Raw genomic sequence first — 21,903 nt, forward strand, 5'->3', positions numbered from 1 at the left:
ACATGCAACGCGTCCTCATCATCGGCGCCACCTCGGCCATCGCCGAGGCCACCGCCCGGCGCTACGCCGCGCGCGGCGCGGCCCTCCATCTGCTCGGCCGCCAGGCCGCGCGCCTGGACGCGATCGCGTCGGACCTGTCGGCGCGCGGCGGCAAGGCCAGTTGCGGCGTGCTCGACGTCAACGACAGCGCCGGCCATGCGGCGGCCTTCGATGCCGCCTGGGCCGCGCTGGGCGGCGTCGACGTAGTGCTGATCGCCCACGGCACGCTGCCCGACCAGGCCGCGTGCGATGCCTCGGTCGACCTGTCGATGCGCGAGTTCGCCACCAACGGTACCTCGACGATCGCGCTGTGCGCCGCGCTGGCGCCGCGCCTGCGTGCAGGCGCGACGCTGGCGGTGATCTCGTCGGTGGCCGGCGACCGTGGCCGCGCCAGCAACTACCTGTACGGCAGCGCCAAGGCCGCGGTCAGCGCCTACCTGAGCGGCCTCGGCCAGCGCCTGCGCCCGGAGGGCATCAACGTGCTCACGATCAAGCCGGGCTTCGTCGATACGCCGATGACCGCCGCCTTCAAGAAGGGCGCGCTGTGGGCCAAGCCCGACCAGATCGCCAAGGGCATCCTGCGCGCCGTCGACGGCCGCCGCGCGGTCGCCTACCTGCCCGGTTTCTGGTGGGCGATCATGTTCGTCATCAAATCCATTCCCGAATTCGTTTTCCGCAGGATCAAGCTCTGACATGACCGGTACATTCGTTTCCTGCAGGATCGAGATCTGACATGACCGGTCGACATGCCATGTTCTGCATCGCGGCGCCCCTGTCCGAGCAGGGCAACCCAGCGGGAATTTCTGACAGGCCCCACAGAAGCAGCGTCTCTGCGGGGCGTCGTGTCATGAACATGGCACTGCTCATCTGCTTGTTGCTTCTTGGAGGCTGCGGGTTCTATCCGGACCCTGCGTTGGGAATCGATGGCGGTTGCGCCCCGATCAACTCGCCTTTCCTGAAGCAGGATGACACCGTCGCGGGCCGTATCAGCTTCTGCGAAGGCGCCGACGCCTGGGTCGGAACGCTGGAGTCGCGCCCTTATCCTCCTGGCACAAAGCACATCGAAGTCATGCTGACCGGTTATCCGGGAAATCCCGGTGTGAGCCTCAATGCGGTCACCCGCACGGGGAAGACCGCGCGGATCGCAATTCCCGAGCAACCCCGCGAGCATTGGGAACGCTTCATGCTGGTGGTTCCCGAGGACATCGCGCAGGAGGGCTATCGCATCCGGATCGACGATCAGTCCCGCTCTTCTTTCGGCTGGGCCGGCCTCGGCGATTCAATCACGCAGCCCGCCGTGGACTTGGCCGGAGGCATGCTGCCGATGCTGGCCGCCGTGCTGCTGGGGAATGTCTGGTTGCTCGCCGTTTGCTTGTGCCTGCCCGCAGGTGTACCTCCGCGTGAGCGTCTGCTCCAGGGTCTGCTTGCCGCGGGCTGCGGCTGGTTTGCGATCTTCCTGGGCTATGTGCTTTCTGCCAAGTTAGGCAGTGCGCTGGCCTTGCTGATTCTGATACTCCCCTTCCCACTCGCGCTGATGATCGGAAGGCGTCGACACGTCTCGCTCGCCGACATCGCCGACTTGCAGAAGGGCCTGCTCCCCGCACTCCTGCTTGTCTGCCTGATCCTGTGGATCGGATTGTTTCCATTCCATTGGGAGGGACAACTGGATGATGGCCCGGCATTGCGCTGGCGGCATTTCCCGACCGACGCCTGGCTGCCGATGCTGTTCGGCGACATGCTTGCGCGCGGCAGGCTGGACATCCCGATGGTTGGCGATTGGCTGAGCAGCGACCGTCCTCCCCTGCAGGTTGGACTGTACCTCATGCTATACAAGCTGCTACCGCACAACCACGTATTCGTGTACCAGGGAATTTGCAGCTGGGCGCAGGCGCTGGTTCTGCTGCCGCTGGCTTCTCTGCTCGCGCGGTTCATGAGTAAGCGGGCGCAAGCGATGGCATTGCTCGTGCTCAGCCTGTCGGCCTTGATGTTGCTCAGCACCCTATTTGTCTGGCCCAAGCTGCTGGCCGCGGCCTTTTCGCTCATCTACTACCTGGCGCTGTTTCCGGCCGACGGTACACCCAGGCGCTGGGGGCAGGCGGGCGTCGCCGCAGCGCTGGCCATGCTGTCGCATGGCGGCGCGCTGTTCTTCATCGTCGGTGTCGCCCTCGTACACCTGTGCTGGTACAAACGCCAAGGCCTGGCAATGCTGCTGCGGACCGGGCCGCTCGCCGCCGCGCTCTACCTTCCATGGGTGGCCTATCAGCGGCTTGTCGATCCTCCAGGCGACCGGCTTATCAAGTGGCACTTTGCCGACAAGATCGACGTCAGCGACGAGAGCGCCGCGCAGGCGATTCTCCACGCCTATTCCCAGATCACTCCCGGCGAATGGCTGACCGCACGCCTGCAGAATCTCGGCGTGGTCGTCAAAGGCACACTCTCGGCACCGTATGACGCGTGGAGGATGGCGACGCGACAGGATCCCGCATTCCTTTCCCGTTTTATCGAGGACGACTTCTACCACATGTTCCATTCGATGTGGTTTGCCTCGCCCTTGTTGCTGCTCCCTTGCATTGCCGTGATGTATTTGCGCGACCGCCGTCGAGACAATCAACCGCTCAAGAAGCTGTTGCAGGCACTGACGTCTTTTGCCGTGGTCACCCTGGTGTGGGTGATCGCAATCTTTAAGGGAGGGGTAACGACGACGCACATCGGCGCCTACGCGTCTGTACTGCTGCTGCAGCTCGCCATCCTGGCCGCCGTATGGCGCACCAGTGCTCCTCTTTTCTATGCGATCTGCTTGGCCAACGTCACCGTGTCCTTGTCAGCCTATGTGTTTGATCGGCAGTTCCTCCCCGGCTTGCAGTCGGCCTACGTACTGGTGAGCGCCTTGCTGTGCGGCGGGCTGGCATTGGCCACCCTGATCGCCACGGAGAGTTGCTTCGCAAGGGCGGCAAACCTGCCATCGGGAGCGCATTCCGATGGCGAGGAAGCACCCGAGGCTTTTACGCAGAGTTCGGTCGTCGGCGCCTCCCTCCTTGAGGTCCAGGAGCCCTCCGATTACTCGGGCAAAGAGCAGGTTTCTGTATGATTTTGAACGTGCCCGTCCTGCAATTGCGCCGAGCTCCTGCACTGTTGCGATCAGAATGTCGCTGGTGACCCGCAGCGATCGGCGAAAATCCTTCGCTTTCTTTCACAAACAAGTACCGACGGCGGCTCGACTAGCCACTTGCATTGCGCCGACGCACCTTGACTCCATTCATCCGCTTTCGAGTTTGATTCATGGCACAGAAGAATGACAAGATTGTCCTGACCGGCGCTGCAGGGCTGGTGGGGCAGAACCTGATCGTCGAACTGAAGCGACAGGGCTATACCCGGCTGGTAGCCATCGATAAGCACGCGCACAATCTCGACATCCTGCGAGGCTTGCATGCGGATGTGGAGACGATCCTTGCGGATCTGGCTGAGCCGGGCGAATGGAGCAAGGCGTTTGAAGGCGCTCAGCTCGTCGTGCAGTTGCACGCACAGATCACCGGCAAGACCACCGCTCTGTTCACCCGCAACAACCTGACCGCGACCGCACACGTACTCGACGCCTGCCGCGCAGCGAAGGTGCCTTACATGGTGCACATCAGCTCCTCGGTGGTGAACTCGGTGGCCAAGGACGACTACACCAACACCAAGCGCGCGCAGGAAGAGATGGTGGTCGCAAGCGGCCTGCGCCACTGCGTCCTGCGCCCGACCCTGATGTTTGGGTGGTTCGATCCCAAGCACCTGGGCTGGCTGTCGCGCTTCATGGCCAAGACCCCGGTATTTCCGATCCCGGGCGATGGCAGGTTCATGCGCCAGCCGTTGTACGAGCGCGACTTCTGCCGCTGCATCGCCAAGTGCATCGAGCGCGAACCCGAAGGCGATGTCTACGACATCGTCGGCGACACCCGCGTGGACTATGTCGACATCATCAAGACGATCAAGCGGGTCAAGAAACTGCACACCCTGATCGTGCATATCCCGATCGGCTTCTTCGCCTTCCTGCTGCGTGTGTATTCGCTCTTCAGCGCCAAGCCGCCGTTCACCGCCGACCAGCTGAAGGCGCTGAGCGCCGGCGACGACTTCAAGGGCGTCGATACGGAAGCGGTGTTCGGCGTACGCCAGACGCCGTTCGAAGACGCGATCCGCGAAAGCTACACCGACCCGCGCTACAGCCACATCGTGCTCAAGCGCTGAACCGTTATACGAGACTTAGACACTATGAGCACATTCGCGATCGTCGGCAGCGGCCCCATGGGCCTGATGGCTGCCATGGAACTGTTGAAGAAGGGCCACCAGGTCGACGTCTACGAACGCGACGACCGCATCGGCGGCATGTCCGCGGACTTCGATTTCGACGGACTGCGCATCGAGCGCTACTATCACTTCATCTGCAAGACCGATTTCCCGCTGTTCAAGCTGCTCGAGGACCTGAAGCTGTCCGACCGTCTGCACTGGACGGACACCAAGATGGGGTACTACTACCAGGGCAAGCTGCACAAGTGGGGAACGCCGTTCGCCCTGCTCGGCTTCCCGCACCTGGGGCTGGTCGACAAGATCCGCTACGCCCTGCACGTCATGCACACTAAGGGCATCAGCGACTGGACCGCGCTGGACAAGGAGAACGCGCGCGACTGGATCACCCGCTGGATCGGCCCCAAGGCCTACAAGGTGATGTGGGAGAAGGCCTTCGCACTGAAGTTCTTCGAGTACCAGAACGACCTGTCCGCCTCGTGGATCGGCACCCGCATCAAGCGCGTGGCACTGTCGCGGCGCAATCTGTTCAACGAAAGCATGGGCTATCTGGAGGGCGGCTCGGCCGTGCTGCTGGAACGCATGGCCGCGGAAGTGACCCGGCTGGGCGGACGCATCCTGCTGTCGCAGCCGATCGAGGAAGTCGCCTCGGTCGATGGCAAGGTCACCGGCATCCGCACCCACGACGGCCATCATGCCTACGACGGCGTGGTGTCGACGGCACCGATCCAGTACGTGCCCGGCATGGTGCCCGGCCTGCCCAAGACCTTCGCCGATCAGGTTGCCGCCATTGAAAACATCCCGGTCGCCTGCGTGATCCTGAAGCTGTCCAAGCCGGTCAGCGAGAACTTCTGGATGAACATCAGCGACGACCGCATCGCCATCCCCGGCCTGATCGAGTACAGCAACCTCAATCCCGGCAAGGGCACCGGCGAGCACATCGTGTATGCGCCGTACTACATGCCCAAGACCCATCCGAAGTGGCAGTGGAGCAACCAGCAGCTGATCGACGAAGTCATCAGCTACTTGCCGATGATCAATCCGGACTTCAAGCCGGAGTGGATTCGCGCGACCCATTGCCATCGCTACGAGTACGCGCAGACCATCTGTCCGCCGGGGTTCCAGGACATGCTGCCGCCGATGAAGACGCCGCTGCAAGGGTTCTACATGGCGGATACGGCGTATTACTACCCGGAGGATCGCTCGATCAACGAGAGCATCGCTGTGGGAGCCAAGCTGGTGGCTGATCTGTGATCGATCAGAAGTTCTTCAAGTTCCTGGTGGCGGGCGGTCTTGCGGCGCTCGTCAATTTTGGATCGAGAATCCTGCTGAACGAATTTATGCCGTATGCGCAGGCCATCATCATTGCCTACTGCATCGGCATGCTGACCGCCTTTTTGCTGAACCGACTTTTCGTATTCAAGGAATCCAGCAACCACATCCACCAGCAGGCAGCTTGGTTCATCCTCATCAACGTGGCGGCAGCACTGCAGACGCTGCTAATCAGTTTGCTTTTCGCCAAGATTATCTTTCCGAAAATGCAGATGAACTTTTATCCTCAGGCCGTTGCTCATGCGATAGGCGTCATTGCCCCGGTTGCAATCAGCTATCTGGGCCACAAGCATTTCACTTTTCGGGGGCATCGATGAATCAGGCAGCTCAACATAGCGCGCCATCACGGCTGCGCGACAGGACGCTGGCTGCGTTCACATTGATGGTGTCGCAGCCCGCGCTTGCGGCGATCGCCGCATTGGCCGCTCTTTATGCGCTATTGGCCGTAGTGGGTGGAATTCTCACGTTCAGCCCCGTCCCGTTCTGGGACATGTGGGATGGCGGACTGGGATTTTATGTCCGCCAGATGACCGATGTCTCGCAGTGGTGGGCGCAGCACAACGAACATCGCATCGTGCTGTCCAGAATCCTTTTCTTCCTCGACTATCGCTATTTCGATAGCAATGGCGCCGTACTGGTTGTTATCAACTACCTGCTTGCGTGCTCGACCTTTGGGCTACTCGCTTGGTGCGCCCTGCAACGCGACGCAAGTCGGAGACGGGATGGGCGCATGATCGCAGCCTTCATCTTGTGCTGCGCACTGCTGTGGACCCAAAGCAACAACCTGACATGGGCATTCCAGAGTCAGTTCTTCCTCGCGAATCTACTGCCCCTGCTCGCACTGGTGTTGCTGCATGCCTCATGCCGCACGCGCATTCGCGGAAATGCCATCGTGTTCCTGGCAGCCCTGACCGTGGCCGCAATGGCCGCCGTCAGCATGGCAAATGGTGTGTTGGCGGGAGGCGTCGTCGCTGTCGCCTGTCTACTGGGGCGCCAAAGCTGGCGTCGCAATCTGCTGGCCTGGGCCGTGGCGATTGCCGTTCCGGCATTGTACTTCCACCATTACACGGCACCCGCCGGACATGGCTCGATCCTCGCATCGCTTCGGACAGAGCCGCTCGAAGTCATCAAGTTCTTCTTCGCGTACATCGGCAGCCCGTTCGCCCACTTGGACGCGAGTGGCTCGCTCCATCTCGGCTGGGCCATCCTCGCCGGTGTTGTGTTATTGACCGCAGGAGCGATCCTGTCCTGGCGCACGATATTCAAGCGCCATGAAACGGTTGATGTCGATCTTGTCGTCACCCTTTTCCTTGGATACCTCGTCGCCTCCGCATTTGCGACGGCGGGTAGCCGAGCGCTGTTTGGCCTCGATGCCGCCGTGGCGAGTCGCTACACGACACCTGGCCTATTGGTGCTTGGTTGCGTCCTGATCTTGGCATCACGAAACTTCTTTCGCGATCGCGCGCTGACAATGCCTTATCAGATCGGCCTGGCGCTGATGGCGCTCGCCTTCCTGCCTTCGCAGTTGACAGCGACTCGTCCGCAACCTTATCTGGACTTCGAGTGGCGTTTCGCCGCCCTGGCGCTCGAATTGGGAGTCAAGGATGACAAGCAGATCGGGTGGATTTTCCCCGACGCAGCTTGGGCACAGAAAATCGCCGAGCCTGCCGCGAACATGGGTCTCGGCATATTCGCGAAGCCCGGGATTTACGATGCGAAACTCACCTTGGGCGGCAGCTATCCCACGTCACCACTGCAGACCTGTAGCTTGGCCGGGCTGGAAAGCGAGGCTGTCGATGCGTCGACGAACGACTGGATCCGCTTGAAGGGCGGACTGATGAATTCCATCCTGCCTCAGAAGATATCCACCGTATTGCTGGTGGACGCAAACGACACCATCGTGGGTCGGGGCCTGCTGGCCGAGCCCAAACAGGATAGTCCAGGCGCGCCCTTCGGCGCCCCCTTCAAGGCCTACCTGCTGGCACGAGGACAACCAGCCGTTTACAAGATCGTAATACCGGGATTTTGCAAGACCACGGTCGCCCCCAAGAGCCTATAGGATTCGAGGACGCTGGAACTTGCGCGGGCACGGGATCACTACCCTGGCCCGCGCCATTTCCAGAGTTGCTCCAGGCTCTAGGCTCCTACATCGACACGCCATCGTGGACCAGTGTCGTTCACTGTTCGCAGTCGAGCCCTACCAACCGGCGTGGAGCCAGCGGCCACATTGGGCAGCATCAGCAGCTACAGCCCATCGGTGAGCAAAGGCAATCACCATCCAAGACGTAACCCTTGCAGAAGCCAGTGAACCACCTGTGTCGCTCACCGGCTTCAGCACGCCGAGCCGCTCCCCACCGGGTACTCGCGCTAGCTATTTGGCGCGAACATCGGGCGCTCCAGTTGGAGCATGAACCGATTACCGATCATCGGCACCTTACGGATGTCCTTCGGCGCAAAAGGACGTACGCCAAAAAACTCTTCGATGCCATACATGGTCTCCCGTTCGGGCGCACAGTGGAACACCATGCTCTTACGGGTCATACCAGCCGAAAGAATAGGGGTGCCCCCGTGGGGAAGCTCGGGATGCCAAATGAAGCAATCGCCCTTCTTGATTAGCGCAATTTCCGGCTTGATGCCACGCTTGTGCACTTCCTCAGCCACGCGTCCAATGTAGTGGTTGAACGCCTCGCCCAATTGATCGGTGCCAGTGGCCTGGATGGATTCAATCTCGATCAGATGGCCACCGGGATAGTATTGGAGCGGCCCTGCTTCGGCATGCACATCCTCTAGCGCAAACCAGATGCCAGCAAAAATGTTGTGAGGGCGCGTATGGAAAAATGGCGTATCGCGATGGAGTGCCTGTTCGCTCGACTGCTCGAAGAAAAGAGAGGTCGCAACGAATGCTCGGTCGCCGAAGAACGCGTCCAGGGCTTTCATCACCACAGGCTTGGCAATCGCCGCACGCGCCCTGTTGCTCACGAGGTGCATGTTGGTCAACCGCGAATGACGCCCAGTTCCCATGACATGCTTGTCTGCCTCCTGGCGGTGTTTTTCCACGTAGCGCGTGAAGTCAGCACAAATCGCATCGCATTCTTTGGCAGATAAGACGCCTGGCAAATGCGCATAGCCACGCTCATGCAGACTACTCACTGCGGCAGCTGCAGCGGCATCGCTTTCCGGCGAACCGCGCTCAGTTTGGAACATCTTCAAAAACTTCATCACTATCCCCTGCAACGTAACAAACCACTCAGCCCTTAATGACAACGCCTACACCCGGTCAACCTGGTCTGCACCCCACAGTACTGCCGCATCATCCACCATTGCTGAGAATGCATCGGGCCCTTGGCACACATAGGCATTGTCCAGGGCCGCCAATGGCCCCGAAAGCATCTTCCTCGATTCGCAGACATCGATCTGTCGGCTCAATTCGGCGGCAATAGCCTCAGGCGTCATCGTCTCCAGCGACACGATGTTTGCATGGCTTGATGACAGATCCTTGTTGGCGAACCGATTAGTAATCACCGACATGCCGAACGCATCCATCTCCAGCGGCGGATAGCTGGGATGGGGGGAAACCATCAATGAGATTCCGAGCGACGACGTGGAAAGAAGCTCGGCATACTGATCGATCGAAAGTTTGCCCAGCGCCTGCAGGACGAACGGCCCGAGATCGACATCTGAATCCAGCTCGCCGACCGCAAGAACACGCCAGTCGGCACAGCGTGAGTCTGTCCAACCCCACTTCCTCAAGCCCTCGCACAAGAGCTCAAACGCATTACGAGGCGTTCCCGGACGCGCGTACGTGAGGATCACGCGCTGGCGTGGCGTCTGCTGGGTTGAACGCACACGCTCCAGCGACGCTTTCAGTCCATGGTGAAGCACTGGTTCGAACGTCACCGCCCGCCGATAGCCGAATCCTTGGCTCGCGAAATAGTCCCGCAGAAGCGACGTATTGAAAATCGCGATATCGCGATCTTTGCGGTACGTGCTCATCGCGAGTGCCGACTGGCTGGACCATGCATAGAATCCCGGCTCATAGTCCTGGATCAGGTACATCACAGGGCGGTCACTTGCCTGCATCGCCGATTGCCAGGTCGCAAGACGTTGAGCCGAATAAGCGGTCCACCACGCCGTCGCCAACCAATGATCACCCGCAGCGACCGGCAACGTCTGCCCATACCTATCATTGAATGCTACGATCTGACGCGGCGCCTCGCTTTCCTCACCACAGTTGACGAGTTGGTGATCCCCGAACCTCGCCAGCGCCTCGTCGTCGGGTGCCGAATCGACAAGGATGATCCGCGACTCATCGAAGTAGCGGCAGAGTTCACGATAGATGAGGACCGCGGTGTGGATGCCACCAAAGTAATGCTGCTTGTTGATGGAAGGCAGTATCAAATTAAGCCTACGGCCCTGCCGCTCTTCCGCCCTGGGTTCACAGGGCGTGATCTCCCCGACGCTCGTGCGCACTGGGTCGGATGCGACGACTGCTGTCCTCAGCCCACGTGCGGCGCGCCGTAGCAAACGATCAAGCATCTGCCTGCTCTCCTCGCAGGGCCGGCGACGGCGACATGTAATCCAGGTTCGGGCTGTAGAACGGATCTCCGGATTCACGGTATGGCGAATAGGCCTGCGCCGATCGCACGAAATCACTCTCTGGAATTACGCGCGGGTCTCGCGTCTTGGATTCGTGGTGGATAAGGATCGCCTCAGGCACATACACGGTGCGCTTGCCATTCGCCATGGCACGCAGGCACAGTTCCACGTCGCTACCGCAGACGACGAAGGACTCGTCGAATCCGCCGATGGCATCGAAGTTAGCGCGCGAGATGGCGACACACGCACCCGTCACCGCCAGCACTTCGCGGCGCAGAATCGGCGATACGAACAGGTGCTGGTGGTGGATCGGCTGCTGCCCCTTGAACACATGATCGGCCCAGCCCCCCATGCCAACAACCACGCCCGCATGCTGGATGCTGCCGTCTGCATACAGGAGCAATGCGCCACATGCGCCGACATCCGGCCTGAGCGCATTTTCAACCAAACGTTGCAGCCAATCCGCTGAAGCGACTTCGGTGTCATTGTTCAGGAATACGAGCACTTCGCCCTCGGCGCTCGCCGCGGCAAGGTTATTGAGCGCAGACCAGTTGAACGGCACATCCGCCTGCAGCACGCGAAACCATGGCTCGTTGGACATCGCATCAAGCCATTCGAGCGTGGCAGGATCCTTGGACCCGTTATCGACAACGATGATTTCGAAACTCGTGTAATCGGTCCTTCCCTGGATCGACTCGATGCATGGCCGCAACAGATCAAGCCCGTCCCGGGTCGGGATGATGATGCTCGCCTTTGGCGCATGCTGTGCGTAGGGGTAGCGCACGTCATAACAGAACAAGTGCGGACCGTCCTCTACCTGGGCGCCGGGATAGACCGCATCCACGTGGTACTGAATCGCACGCTTGCCCGAATCATGCGCATACGGCTTTGAATCGGCGTTAGCGGCGGTGGAGCCTGCGTGCATGCGCCAGTGATACAGCACGCGCGGAACATGCCCCACCTTGGCTCCCGCCGCCACGCAACGCAGCACCAAATCGTAGTCCTGCGAACCGTCGCACTCGCTACGCGTCAAGCCCACTTGCCTGATCAGGTCGTGTTCGAAACTGACCAGGTGTCCCAGGTACATCTGCGCCAGGAACAAGTCGTAGTTCCAATCCGGCTTGAAGTACGGATTACGCAACCGGCCATCCTCACCCAACATGTCGTGGTCGGTATAGACGACAGCGCTTCCTGTCTTGATGTGGCAATCCACTACCCCCGCCAACGCGTTGCGGTCGAGCACGTCGTCGTGATCGAGGAACGTCACCCACCTTCCGCGGGCGGACGCAAGCGCTGCATTGGTGGTGGCCGCGATGCCGGAGCGCGTTTCCGACCGAGTGAGCCGCAGGTTGGGAATGCACTTCTTGAACTCGGCCAGTATCCGGCCCACGTGGGGCTCGTTTGACGCATCGTCATGGATACAAATTTCCCAGTTCTGGTAGGTTTGCGCGCGCACGCTCTCGATCGCTTCCCTGAGGAATAGCTCGGGCGTATTGCAGACCGGGATGATGACGCTGATCATCCCGCTGTCAGCGGGAACTTCCAGCTGCGGCAATGCGGCGTGCCAGCTTTCGTAGGCATCCAAAGACACCTGTGGTGCGGGGGCCGATCCGCCAGAAGCATATGCCGCCATCCGCCTCGCGAAGTGTCGAGGCCCCTTGACCCCCTCACGAAGACAGGCGCGTACAAGCTGAAAAGGAGATCTCCCTTGCAGACGAGCACGACGCCACGCCCAGAGCAGCGAGCTAAGCAGGGCGCGAATTTGCCGAACTACCATGAAACCCCCATTTCAACACCTCAAATCAATTAGATGCTTTCCTTAGCCATGAGCAGCCAGGCGTGAGCATCACGGTCGTTGCCACACACACCACCCGGTCGCACAGTCGCTATCGACTTAGGCTTGAACCTTGTTACTGCTGCTGTGTGCTGCCGAGATTGTTGCTGCTGCGCCAGAACGCTGCCATCAGCTTGATCTCCAGGCGCGCCTGCAGATCGCGCATCTCCTTTTCAACGGCTTCCCGCAGGGAATCGGAAGTATCGCGCGCAAGCAACGCCGCCTCGGTCTCTTCGTCCCTGCTACGAATGGCATCCATTGAAGCATTAAGCGCGTCCTTGCTCTCCATCAACTCACGACGAAGCTCATCGACGAATCCCAAGGCAACTGCATGATCGCGTTCCGACTGAGAAGATTCATTGTTCATCTCGGTGCCAGCAACACTCCGCTCCTCCGCCGCAACAACCGATGGACGATCGGCTACGAAACTTTCCCGCCCTGTTTCTTCCAGTTGATCCGCCAACGCGATCCGGTCGCGCTCAGCCTCCGCCGCTTTCTGTTCCGTCAACCTCAGCAACTCGGCCGTTGACTGCCACTCACCCAAAGCGATCCGTAGGTCCTCATCCTTTTGGCGACAGGCATCGACGGCCTGCTTCCAACCTTCAGACGCGTTCAACGCGTCTTGCTGTGCCCGCTTGAATAGGGCGACAGTTTGCTCCCATTCGTGAGTAATCTCTTTGATCTGGGCCTGTAGATCCGCATTGGCTTCGGCCGTGGCTTTCCATCCCGCGGTGGCTTTCGCCACATCGGCCTCTGCGGCCTCCAGACGCCGGATCGTCGCGCTCCACTCCCGCGTCGCCACCTCCAGATCCTTCGCATGGGTGTTGGCAACGTCGGCAGTGGCGGCCCATTCCTGCTCTGAATTGAGCGTACGGAGAGCGAGCTCTCTCAGGCCAGACGCCAACTGCCCCAGCAAGCCCACGGCTTGATCATCCGAGGCTCCACGGGTACCCCACCAATCGCGCAATTCCTGGACCTTTTCCTCATCGCGAAGCCCGATGAAGTAGGTCCGATAACAGGGTCCGACGCAATCGCCAGCGAACACCCGCGTGTTGTAGAGCCTGTCCGCAGCCGTTGAAAGGCCTTCCAGTTCGGGAAACTTCACCTTCATGAAGTGAAGGCCCATCAGGCTTTCCCACAACGTCGCGCTTCCCTGTGTCAGCACGACGACGTGCAATCCCTGACTTTCCAGCACAGAAACCACTTCGGCGGCATTCACCAGACCGTAGTCACGATGCTCCTGCAGCCACTCGTAGTCGTCGCTAAAAAGCTCTTTCCAACGATCATTGGCAGCCGCATCTGCCTGAACCACCCACTCTTCATCCGTAGGGCAGCCAATCACAACGACATCCCCAGCGACGCGCCCCATTTCCGATACGGCAGCAGCACGCAGCTCGCGAGGAATATGTTCTAGCACATCAAGTGAGACAACGGCGCCGTATTCGCCTGATTGGAAAGGCAACGCGGTGGCATCGGCCACAATGAAATCCTGCTCATCCCCTTCCACACGTATGTCGGTATACAGCAGTCTTGCTTTCGGTAGAAATTCACCCAGCAACCGTTGCCTGTTCGCACCGACTTCAAGTATCCGGCAATCACCGCGGCCAAGCATGCTCAATATCGCAGAAGCCGCGCCGTAGCGCTGGTAGTGATCAAACGCGATGGCTTGGAGATCAACGCCCATGGACACGCCACTCGTGAGAAATGTAGACGAGCCCCTCGCTGAAGTACGGCGCAGCGACGGTGAACTCATTTACTGAAGAAAGATAATCCAAGCACACCAGGCCCTTGTCGGTAAAAAGGCCGACATCGATGCGATATGTACCTGTCAACAACGGCATGGAAGGAATGTGATACGTAATACCGTGAACTCCACGACCAGAAGGAATATCGACCTGCTCAAGATGCGTATTTGGACCAAAGATGTGCTGACCATCCAGGCCTTTTATTGCAACACCCAAGAGCAAACCTTCGATCATGTCGTCGTTGACCGCGTACTCGATCTCGACCGTCAAAGGCTCGAAGGGCGCCAACATGTCGGTAGACATCGTCGTACGTTCGATGTGAGCAGGCACCGAATCCCGCCTTGCCTCGACCTTTTGCGCAACGGCGCTCGTATCGCCTGATGGAGGCGCCAGCCGTCCCAGTTCGTAATCCCGAAATCTGTCCGCAACAAAACTCGCCTCGCCATGCAATTTTACGCGCCCCTGTTCAAGCCAGATGGCGGTCTGACAGAAGCGCTTCACCTGCTCCAGTGAATGCGAAACAAAAAGCACGGTGGCTCCGCGTGCGCGGATCTGCTCGATCCTCGCCAGGCACTTCATCTGAAAGCGGATATCACCCACAGAAAGCGCCTCGTCGATGATCAGCACGTCAGGCTCGGTGTGAATGGCCACCGAGAAAGCAAGCCGTACGTACATGCCGCTGGAATAGGTCTTGACCGGGCGGTCGATGAATTCACCGATGTCGGCAAATTCAATGATCTTGTCCAGGCTTTGATCGACTTCCGCGTGCGTCAGGCCAAGCAGAGACGCACTGAGATAGACGTTCTCACGACCACTGAAATCTGGGTTGAAGCCGGCCCCCAACTCCAACAGTGCCGCAAAACGCCCCCTTATGCGAACGCTGCCTTTGGTGGGCGAAAGTGTGCCGCACAAAATCTGCAGAAGAGTCGATTTCCCGGCACCGTTACGTCCGATGATGCCGACGGTCTCCCCCCTTGGCACGAGCAGGGTGACATCCTCGAGCGCACGAAAGTTGTGGGATGCACGATCACCCGACGGACGCAACAACGAGAACAGGCGCTTGAGAGGGTGCCCATAGACTGGATAGTCCTTGGTCACTCCACGCATCTCGAGCGCAAGCTTGTTCTCTGGAATTTGGGGAAGCGCAGTACTGGTCATAGGACGTCCGCAAAACCTCGTGATAGGCGCTTGAAAAGCGCATATGCCAGCAGCGCCGCAATGATGGAGATTACAAAATGATTTCCGAGCGCCACCAAATCCAGCGCTTCATGACCCAGGGTTGCTGCACGCAACTGGCTGATCGGAGTGACCAGGGGATTGAATGCAATAAGACCGGAGACAGACGCCGGCATCGCGCTAGGCGGGAAGAAAATCGGACTCAAGAAAAGCAGTACGCTGCTCAGGATGCCGACGAACTGGCCTACGTCGCGAAGATAGACGCCGAATGCTGACAGTATCCAGCCGATCGCGAGAAGCATCGGGACCATTTCAAGCAGGATGACGGGCGTCAACAGCGCCTTTGCAGAAGGCGCCTCGGAAAGAAATGTCTGGGCCAGCAGCAGGATGAGCAAGCTAATCGCCGCCGTGACCAAGGCCCCGGCCACCTTGACAACCACGAGCATGGGCAGCGGAAAGACCACCTTCTTCACGAAATTCGGCTGACCGACCACCAGCGTTGGCGAGGTAATGAGAACTTCGGACAGAAACGAGAACGGAATCAACCCCGCGAAGAGCATCAAGGCAAAATCGCCCGAGTTCTGCGCGCCCGCCCATCGGGCCTTGAAAATACCGCTGAACACCAGCGTGTAGACGCACAGCATCAGGATTGGCAGAAGAACCAGCCAAAGCGCGCCGAGAACCGTCGTTTTATACTTTAATGCAAGTTCGCGCGCGAGCAGTTGGCGAAACAAGAAAATCAGATTCGCATGGCTCTGCATTACCCTTCATCTCCCGCCAAAGCAGCCTGCAAATCCCCACGCAAATCCCCCACATCCTCCACCCCCACGCTCAGCCGCACCAGCGCATCGCTGATGCCGAGCTGCTCGCGCCGCGCGACTGGCACCGAAGCATGGGTCATCACCGCGGGGTGGTTGACCAGGCTCTCCACGCCGCCCAGGGACTCGGCCAGGGTGAACAGGCGGGTGCGCTCGCAGAAGCGCTTGGCCGCGTCGAAACCGCCCTTGAGCACGATCGAGACGATGCCGCCGTAGCCGGTCATCTGCCGGCCGGCCAGGGCGTGCTGCGGGTGCGAGGGCAGGCCCGGGTAGATCACCTTCTCCACCGCCGGGTGCGTCTCCAGCCACTGCGCCAGCGCCAGGGCGTTGTCGCAGTGCGCGCGCATGCGCAGCGGCAGGGTCTTCAGGCCGCGCAGGGCCAGGAAGCTGTCGAACGGGCCCTGCACCCCGCCCACCGAGTTCTGCAGGAAGGCCAGTTGCTCGGCCACTTCGGCGTTGTCGCCGACCACGGCCATGCCGCCGACCATGTCCGAGTGGCCGTTGAGGTACTTGGTCGCCGAATGCACCACGATGTCCGCGCCCAGCGCCAGCGGCCGCTGCAGCAGCGGCGAGGCGAAGGTGTTGTCGACCACCACCAGCAGGCCGTGCTTGCGCGCGATCGCGGCGATCGCGGCGATATCGACGATCTTCAGCATCGGATTGGTCGGGGTTTCGATCCAGACCATTTTGGTGGTCGGGCGGATCGCCGCCTCGAACGCGGCCGGGTCGGTCAGGTCGACGAAGCCGAACTCCAGCGCGGCGGTGCGCTTGCGCACGCGCTCGAACAGGCGGTAGCTGCCGCCGTACAGGTCGTCCATCGCGATGACGTGGCTGCCGCTGTCCAGCAGTTCGATCACCGTGGCGGTGGCGGCCATGCCGGAGGCGAAGGCGAAGCCGCGGCTGCCGCCTTCCAGGGCCGCCACGCAGCGCTCGTAGGCGAAGCGGGTCGGGTTGTGGGTGCGCGAGTACTCGAAGCCCTGGTGCTCGCCCGGGCTGGACTGGGCGTAGGTGGAGGTCGCATAGATCGGCGGCATCACCGCGCCGGTGGACGGGTCCGGGTGCTGTCCGCCATGGATGGCCAGGGTCGCCAGCGCCAGCGCAGGGCCGTCGCCATGGGGGTTCGACGTGTTGTCCGTCATGTGGGGTTACCGGAAAAGGGGCGTGATTCTAGCAGCGCGGTCTGAACGGCCCCATGCAGCGCGGAACCGTCCAGCCCACAGGGATTACTGCACCCGGCGGCGCAGGTAGTTGAGCAGGTCGATGCGGGTGATCAGGCCGAGGAAGGCGCCCTCGTTCATCACGATGGCGACCTGGCCGCGGTCGAACACCGGCAGCAGGGCCTCGATCGGCGATTTGACGTCCAGCCGGTCGAGCTTGCTGACCATGGCCGTGGCCACGGGGTCGCGGAACCGCGCCTCGTCGCCATATACATGCAACAAGACGTCGCTTTCATCGACGATGCCGACCAGTTGGTCGCCCTCCATCACCGGCAGCTGCGATACGTCGTACAGCTTCATGCGCTGGTAGGCGGTGGTCAGCAGGTCCTTGGGGCCGACCACCACGGTGTCGCGCTGGCTGTAAGGGCGCAGGATCAGGTCGCGCAGGTCGCCATGCTGCGGGCGCTCCAGGAAGCCGTTGTCCAGCATCCAGTAGTCGTTGTACATCTTCGACAGGTACTTGTTGCCGGTGTCGCAGACGAACACCAGCACCCGCTTGGGCTCGGTCTGAGCGCGGCAGTACTTCAGCGCCGCCGCCAGCAGGGTGCCGGTGGAGGAGCCGCCGAGGATGCCCTCCTTGGCCAGCAGTTCGCGCGCGGTGTGGAAGCTCTCGGCGTCGCTGATCGAATAGGCCTTCTTGACCCGGCTGAAGTCGGAGATGGCCGGCAGGAAATCCTCGCCGATGCCCTCCACCAGCCAGCTGCCGGACTTCTCGCTGACCGTGCCCTGCTCGATGTACTCGGTCAGGATCGAGCCGACCGGGTCGGCCAGCACCAGCTCGGTATGCGGCGACGCGGCGGCGAAGGCGCGCGACAGGCCGGTCATGGTGCCGGAACTGCCGCAGCCGAACACGATCGCGTCCAGCCGGCCGTCCATCTGCCGCAGGATCTCCGGGCCGGTGCCGAACTCGTGTGCGGCCGGGTTGTCGGGGTTGCCGAACTGATTGATGAAGTAGGCGCCCGGGGTTTCGGCGGCGATGCGCGCGGCCAGGTCCTGGTAGTACTCGGGGTGGCCCTTGGCCACGTCGGAGCGGGTCAGCACCACCTCGGCGCCCATTGCCTTGAGGTTGAAGATCTTCTCCCGGCTCATCTTGTCCGGCACCACCAGGATCAGCTTGTAGCCCTTCTGCTGGGCGACCAGGGCCAGGCCGATGCCGGTGTTGCCGGCGGTGCCCTCGACCAGCACCGCGCCGGGCTTGAGGTCGCCGCGGCGCTCGGCCGCCTCGATCATCGACAGGCCGATGCGATCCTTGATCGAGCCGCCGGGATTGGCGCTCTCCAGCTTCAGGTACAGCTCGCACACCCCGGTGTCGAGCTTGCTGGCCTTGACGATGGGGGTGTCGCCGATCAGGTCGAGGACGGAGGAGTGAATGGCCATCGGGTCCGAATGCGTCGCGCCGCGGTAGCGGCTGGACCGGGCATTATCCGCGCTCGGGGGTGGAAAGTCAGAGAATGCGCGCGGCACGGACGAAAAAAGCCGCAATCGCGGCTTTTCGAGGGGATGACGCGGACGGTGGCAAGCCGACGAGGAGGCCAGCCACCGCCCGCGACAAGGGGGAATAGTACGGTCAGTGCGGCTTCTGCTCGTAAAGGCGCAGCAGCTTTTCCTTGGCGGCGAGCTTTTCGCGCTTCATCTGCGCCAGGGTGACATCGTCGATCGGCAGCACGCCGAGCTCGGCGTCCATGCACTTCTTGTCCAAGGTCTTGTGGCGCTGGTAGAGCTGCTTGAACTCCGGATCGGACTTGATCAACGCGTCGATTTCGGTCTGCGATTGCCCTTCGAACATAGGAATAGCCTCCTTCAGCTAGAAACAAGAACGCCCCGGCCGCTGCGGCACGGGGCGTTGCCTGGGAGCGGAAGCGCGCGAGCCGCCGGCTGCACCGCCGCAACGCCTGGAACCACGGTTCCTGCGACGTCGGACTGCGGTGCGCGCCACTGCGTCATCGGCTCGGACTCCTCCGTTGGCACCAGGCGGCGGGAGTGCCACCTGGAACACCGACCCTACGCTTCCCTACCGCCGCGGACAAGAGAAGCAAGCCCGCTTTGCCGCATTCAGTTGCTCGGCGCTCAGGCCCAGGGAAAAACCCCGTTAAACGCCGATGCAAAGGGCACGACGGGCTTAGGGCGCGATCACAACCTCGGCCGAACGGGCCTTGGTCGACGCCCCCTTCTTGCCGACCGCCTGCACCCGGTTGGCGGGCACGCCGCCACTGACCAGAGCCGCGCGCAGGGCATCGGCGCGCTTCTGCGCCACCCCGGCGTCGGTGTCGTAGGCCTCGATCCGCACCTTGCCCTTGCTGATCTGCAGGTACTGGGACAGGGCCTTGGCCTGGTTCGTGGCATCGCCCGACAGCGCCGCCTTGCCGGCGCCGAAGGCCGCGCCGGAGAAGGTGAAGACCTCCCCGCGCGTCTCGAAGCGCGAGGCCGGTAGCTTGGTGCCGGCGACCAGTTCGGCCTCCTCGCGCGCCAGCTTGGCCGCCTTCTGCTGCGCGGCGCTGAGCTTGGCGGTCTGCTGCCCGGCGACGCTGGCCAGCGCCGCATCGGCGTCCGCGCGCGCAGCCTGCTCGGCCTCGGCCGCCTGGCGCAGGCTCTCGGCCTCCTCGGCCTGGATCTGCGCCTGCACGCGCAGGCGCTCGGCCTCCTGGCGTGCCCGCGCGGCCTCGCGGCGGCTGGCCTCGATCAACAGATCGCTGCGGGTCTTCTCCAACTGGTCGACCTGGCGCCGGGCGATTTCGGCGCGGGCCATGGTCTCGGCGATCTCGACCCGGCGCTCGGCCAGGTAGCGCGCGTCGTCGCGTTCCTTGCGCTTGGCGTTGGCGAAGTTGGCCACCGCCTGCTGCGCCTGCAGACGCTCGTAGGCGGCGACATCGGCGTTGAGCGGATCGGCCTGCAGCGCCACCAGGCGCTGGTTGAGCACGGCCAGTTCCGGGTCGTCGGCCGCCATCGCGCCCAGCGGCGCCAGCAGCAAGGCCAGCAGGGCCAGGCGGCGCATTCCGTGCAGGGCGCGGCTCATGGACGGCCCTCCCCAGTGCCCAGGGTCTGCTGCAGTTGGGCCACCTCGGCCTGGCGCTGTTTCAGCTGCGCATTGGCCACCGCCTCCTCGCTGCGGGCGCGAGCCAGGTCGGCATCGGCGGCCACGCGCAGCGCCAGCTGCGGCGCGGTCTTGCGCTGGCGGCGGTCGAGCGCGGCCTGCTGCGCCTGCTCCAGGCCCTGGCGGGCGCTGGCCAGCAGGTCCGGCGCGTACTGATCGGCATCGGCCTGGATCGCGCGCTGCACCGCCTGCTGCGCGGACAGCAGTTCCGGCGAGGCCACCTGGGCGAACGCGGCCGGCGCGGCGAACAACGCCAATGCGCAGGCCATCACATACTGCTGACAACGGAAGTGTGCGAAGCTAGTTTTCATCTAGGGGGGCCGTGGACGGAGACGTCGATCACGGCCATTGTCGGAAGCCTGTGGCGCGCTTGCAACGGGCGATTGCGGATCGTTGGGGAACCATTGCGCATGGATATCGGCTATTTCCTGAAGCTGATGACCGAAAAGAACGCCTCGGACATGTTCCTGACCACAGGGGCACCGGTCTATATCAAGATCGAAGGCAAGCTGTACCCGCTCGGCGCCACCGGCCTGCCGCCGGGCATGGTCAAGAAGATCGCCTACTCGCTGATGGACGAAGGCCAGGTGCCGCAGTTCGAGCGGGAGCTGGAGTTGAACATGGCCATCGCCCTGCAGGACGCCGGACGCTTCCGCGTCAACGTGTTCAAGCAGCGCGGCGAGGTCGGCATGGTGATCCGCGCGATCCGCAGCAAGATTCCCAGCATCGAGGAGCTGCACCTGCCGCAGGTGCTCAAGGACGTGATCATGACCCCGCGCGGGCTGGTCCTGGTGGTCGGCTCGACCGGCTCGGGCAAGTCCACCTCGCTGGCGTCGATGATCGACTACCGCAACAGCACCACCACCGGGCACATCCTCACCATCGAGGACCCGATCGAATACCTGCACAAGCACAAGATGTCCATCGTCAACCAGCGCGAGGTCGGCCTGGACACCCACGCCTTCCACAACGCGCTGAAGAACGCGATGCGCGAGGCGCCGGACGTGATCCTGATCGGCGAGATCCTGGACGCGGAGACCATGGAGGCGGCCATCGCCTTCGCCGAGACCGGGCACCTGTGCCTGGCCACACTGCACTCCAACAACGCCGACCAGACCATCGAGCGCATCCTCAACTTCTTCCCCGAGAGCGCGCACAAGAACGTGCTGATGAACCTGTCGCTGAACCTGCGCGCGGTGATCTCGCAGCGCCTGGTCAAGGACAGCACCGGCCGCCGCCGGCCGGCCTCGGAAGTGTTGTTGAACACGCCGATGATCCGCGACCTGCTGCGCCGCGGCCAGGTCCACGAGATCAAGCAGGCGATGGAGGAATCGCTGGAGGAAGGCATGGAGACCTTCGACCAGTGCCTGTTCCGCATGGTCAAGCAAGGCCAGATCGAGCAGGAGGAAGCGTTGCGCGCAGCCGACTCGCGCGACGGCCTGGCCCTGAAGTTTCGCCTGTCCGAAGGCGGCAGCGGCGAGCACGATCCCTACGCCGACTACGACAGCGGCCCCAGCGCCGCGCCGCGCATCACCCACGGCTTCGTCTGAGGCCTTCCGCTTCCTCGTAGGAGCGGCTTCAGCCGCGACCGGGCGTTCGCAGACGCCTGGTCGCGCTAGCCCCGCAGCGACGGCGGCAACGGCGGACCGGGTCCACCAGCGGTCGCCGCGCGGTCGCCCTTCCCGGGGCAAACGCCACCTCTACGCAACTGCGCGTCGGGACTGAAGTCCCTCCCACAGTGCACCCAGGGAGTTCACCGAAGGCGCTTATGGAA

Annotated in this window: 18 protein-coding genes; 7 read left to right on the plus strand and 11 right to left on the minus strand. The window is 62.1% G+C overall.

Annotated features, from left to right (window positions below):
- Positions 1 to 2 precede the first annotated feature (2 nt).
- The 6 genes from FHR56_RS01355 (at position 3) to FHR56_RS01380 (ending at position 7,711) form a co-directional block, all read left to right on the plus strand.
- Positions 3 to 731, plus strand: a complete 729-nt coding sequence (locus FHR56_RS01355) for an SDR family oxidoreductase (protein ID WP_160948147.1) — start codon at positions 3 to 5, stop codon at positions 729 to 731.
- Positions 732 to 886: 155 nt separating this feature from the next.
- A complete protein-coding gene (locus FHR56_RS01360) occupies positions 887 to 3,127 on the plus strand; it encodes a hypothetical protein (protein ID WP_160948148.1) in 2,241 nt (746 codons plus the stop codon).
- Positions 3,128 to 3,318: 191 nt separating this feature from the next.
- Positions 3,319 to 4,263, plus strand: a complete 945-nt coding sequence (locus FHR56_RS01365; protein WP_160948149.1) for an NAD-dependent epimerase/dehydratase family protein — start codon at positions 3,319 to 3,321, stop codon at positions 4,261 to 4,263.
- A 24-nt stretch (positions 4,264 to 4,287) separates the two neighbouring features.
- Positions 4,288 to 5,574, plus strand: coding sequence for an NAD(P)/FAD-dependent oxidoreductase (locus FHR56_RS01370; protein ID WP_160948150.1), 1,287 nt, complete (start codon positions 4,288 to 4,290; stop codon positions 5,572 to 5,574).
- Positions 5,571 to 5,969, plus strand: coding sequence for a GtrA family protein (locus FHR56_RS01375; protein ID WP_010377761.1), 399 nt, complete (start codon positions 5,571 to 5,573; stop codon positions 5,967 to 5,969). The genes FHR56_RS01370 and FHR56_RS01375 overlap by 4 nt, the downstream gene beginning before the upstream one ends.
- A gap of 65 nt (positions 5,970 to 6,034) precedes the next feature.
- Entirely contained in the window at positions 6,035 to 7,711 is a 1,677-nt protein-coding gene (locus FHR56_RS01380) for a hypothetical protein (protein WP_184502577.1), read from the plus strand.
- A gap of 308 nt (positions 7,712 to 8,019) precedes the next feature.
- Here FHR56_RS01380 and FHR56_RS01385 read toward each other — a convergent pair whose 3' ends face one another.
- The 11 genes from FHR56_RS01385 to FHR56_RS01435 form a co-directional block, all read right to left on the minus strand.
- Positions 8,020 to 8,871 (minus strand): phytanoyl-CoA dioxygenase family protein, encoded by an 852-nt coding sequence (locus tag FHR56_RS01385; RefSeq protein ID WP_160948152.1) that lies wholly within the window; start codon positions 8,869 to 8,871, stop codon positions 8,020 to 8,022.
- Between the two features lie 48 nt (positions 8,872 to 8,919).
- Positions 8,920 to 10,050, minus strand: a complete 1,131-nt coding sequence (locus tag FHR56_RS01390; protein WP_160948177.1) for a hypothetical protein — start codon at positions 10,048 to 10,050, stop codon at positions 8,920 to 8,922.
- A 130-nt stretch (positions 10,051 to 10,180) separates the two neighbouring features.
- Positions 10,181 to 11,833 (minus strand): glycosyltransferase family 2 protein, encoded by a 1,653-nt coding sequence (locus FHR56_RS01395; RefSeq protein WP_160948153.1) that lies wholly within the window; start codon positions 11,831 to 11,833, stop codon positions 10,181 to 10,183.
- A gap of 325 nt (positions 11,834 to 12,158) precedes the next feature.
- Positions 12,159 to 13,766, minus strand: coding sequence for a class I SAM-dependent methyltransferase (locus tag FHR56_RS01400; RefSeq protein ID WP_160948154.1), 1,608 nt, complete (start codon positions 13,764 to 13,766; stop codon positions 12,159 to 12,161).
- The gene (locus tag FHR56_RS01405) at positions 13,756 to 14,985 is read right to left on the minus strand and encodes an ABC transporter ATP-binding protein (protein ID WP_343160773.1); all 1,230 of its coding nucleotides are present in this window, start codon (positions 14,983 to 14,985) and stop codon (positions 13,756 to 13,758) included. The genes FHR56_RS01400 and FHR56_RS01405 overlap by 11 nt, the downstream gene beginning before the upstream one ends.
- Positions 14,982 to 15,764, minus strand: coding sequence for an ABC transporter permease (locus FHR56_RS01410; protein WP_160948155.1), 783 nt, complete (start codon positions 15,762 to 15,764; stop codon positions 14,982 to 14,984). Before FHR56_RS01410 ends, FHR56_RS01405 begins: the two co-directional genes overlap by 4 nt.
- On the minus strand, positions 15,764 to 16,960 hold the full coding sequence (locus FHR56_RS01415; protein ID WP_160948156.1) for a cystathionine gamma-synthase: 1,197 nt from the start codon (positions 16,958 to 16,960) through the stop codon (positions 15,764 to 15,766). Before FHR56_RS01415 ends, FHR56_RS01410 begins: the two co-directional genes overlap by 1 nt.
- Before the next feature lie 84 nt (positions 16,961 to 17,044).
- Positions 17,045 to 18,415 carry a pyridoxal-phosphate dependent enzyme gene (locus FHR56_RS01420; RefSeq protein WP_010340227.1) on the minus strand — a complete coding sequence of 457 codons (1,371 nt, stop codon included), beginning with the start codon at positions 18,413 to 18,415 and terminating at the stop codon, positions 17,045 to 17,047.
- Between the two features lie 190 nt (positions 18,416 to 18,605).
- The gene (locus FHR56_RS01425; RefSeq protein WP_019797073.1) at positions 18,606 to 18,824 is read right to left on the minus strand and encodes a YdcH family protein; all 219 of its coding nucleotides are present in this window, start codon (positions 18,822 to 18,824) and stop codon (positions 18,606 to 18,608) included.
- 333 nt (positions 18,825 to 19,157) lie between these two features.
- Positions 19,158 to 20,030, minus strand: a complete 873-nt coding sequence (locus FHR56_RS01430) for a hypothetical protein (RefSeq protein WP_160948179.1) — start codon at positions 20,028 to 20,030, stop codon at positions 19,158 to 19,160.
- Between the two features lie 17 nt (positions 20,031 to 20,047).
- A complete protein-coding gene (locus FHR56_RS01435) occupies positions 20,048 to 20,440 on the minus strand; it encodes a DUF4398 domain-containing protein (RefSeq protein ID WP_048491628.1) in 393 nt (130 codons plus the stop codon).
- Positions 20,441 to 20,539: 99 nt separating this feature from the next.
- On the opposite strand from FHR56_RS01435, the gene FHR56_RS01440 reads away from it, so the two are divergent.
- Positions 20,540 to 21,679 (plus strand): PilT/PilU family type 4a pilus ATPase, encoded by a 1,140-nt coding sequence (locus FHR56_RS01440; RefSeq protein WP_160948157.1) that lies wholly within the window; start codon positions 20,540 to 20,542, stop codon positions 21,677 to 21,679.
- Positions 21,680 to 21,903: the final 224 nt, after the last annotated feature.

Source organism: Xanthomonas sp. F10 (genome assembly GCF_014206815.1).
GTDB lineage: Bacteria > Pseudomonadota > Gammaproteobacteria > Xanthomonadales > Xanthomonadaceae > Xanthomonas_A > Xanthomonas_A indica.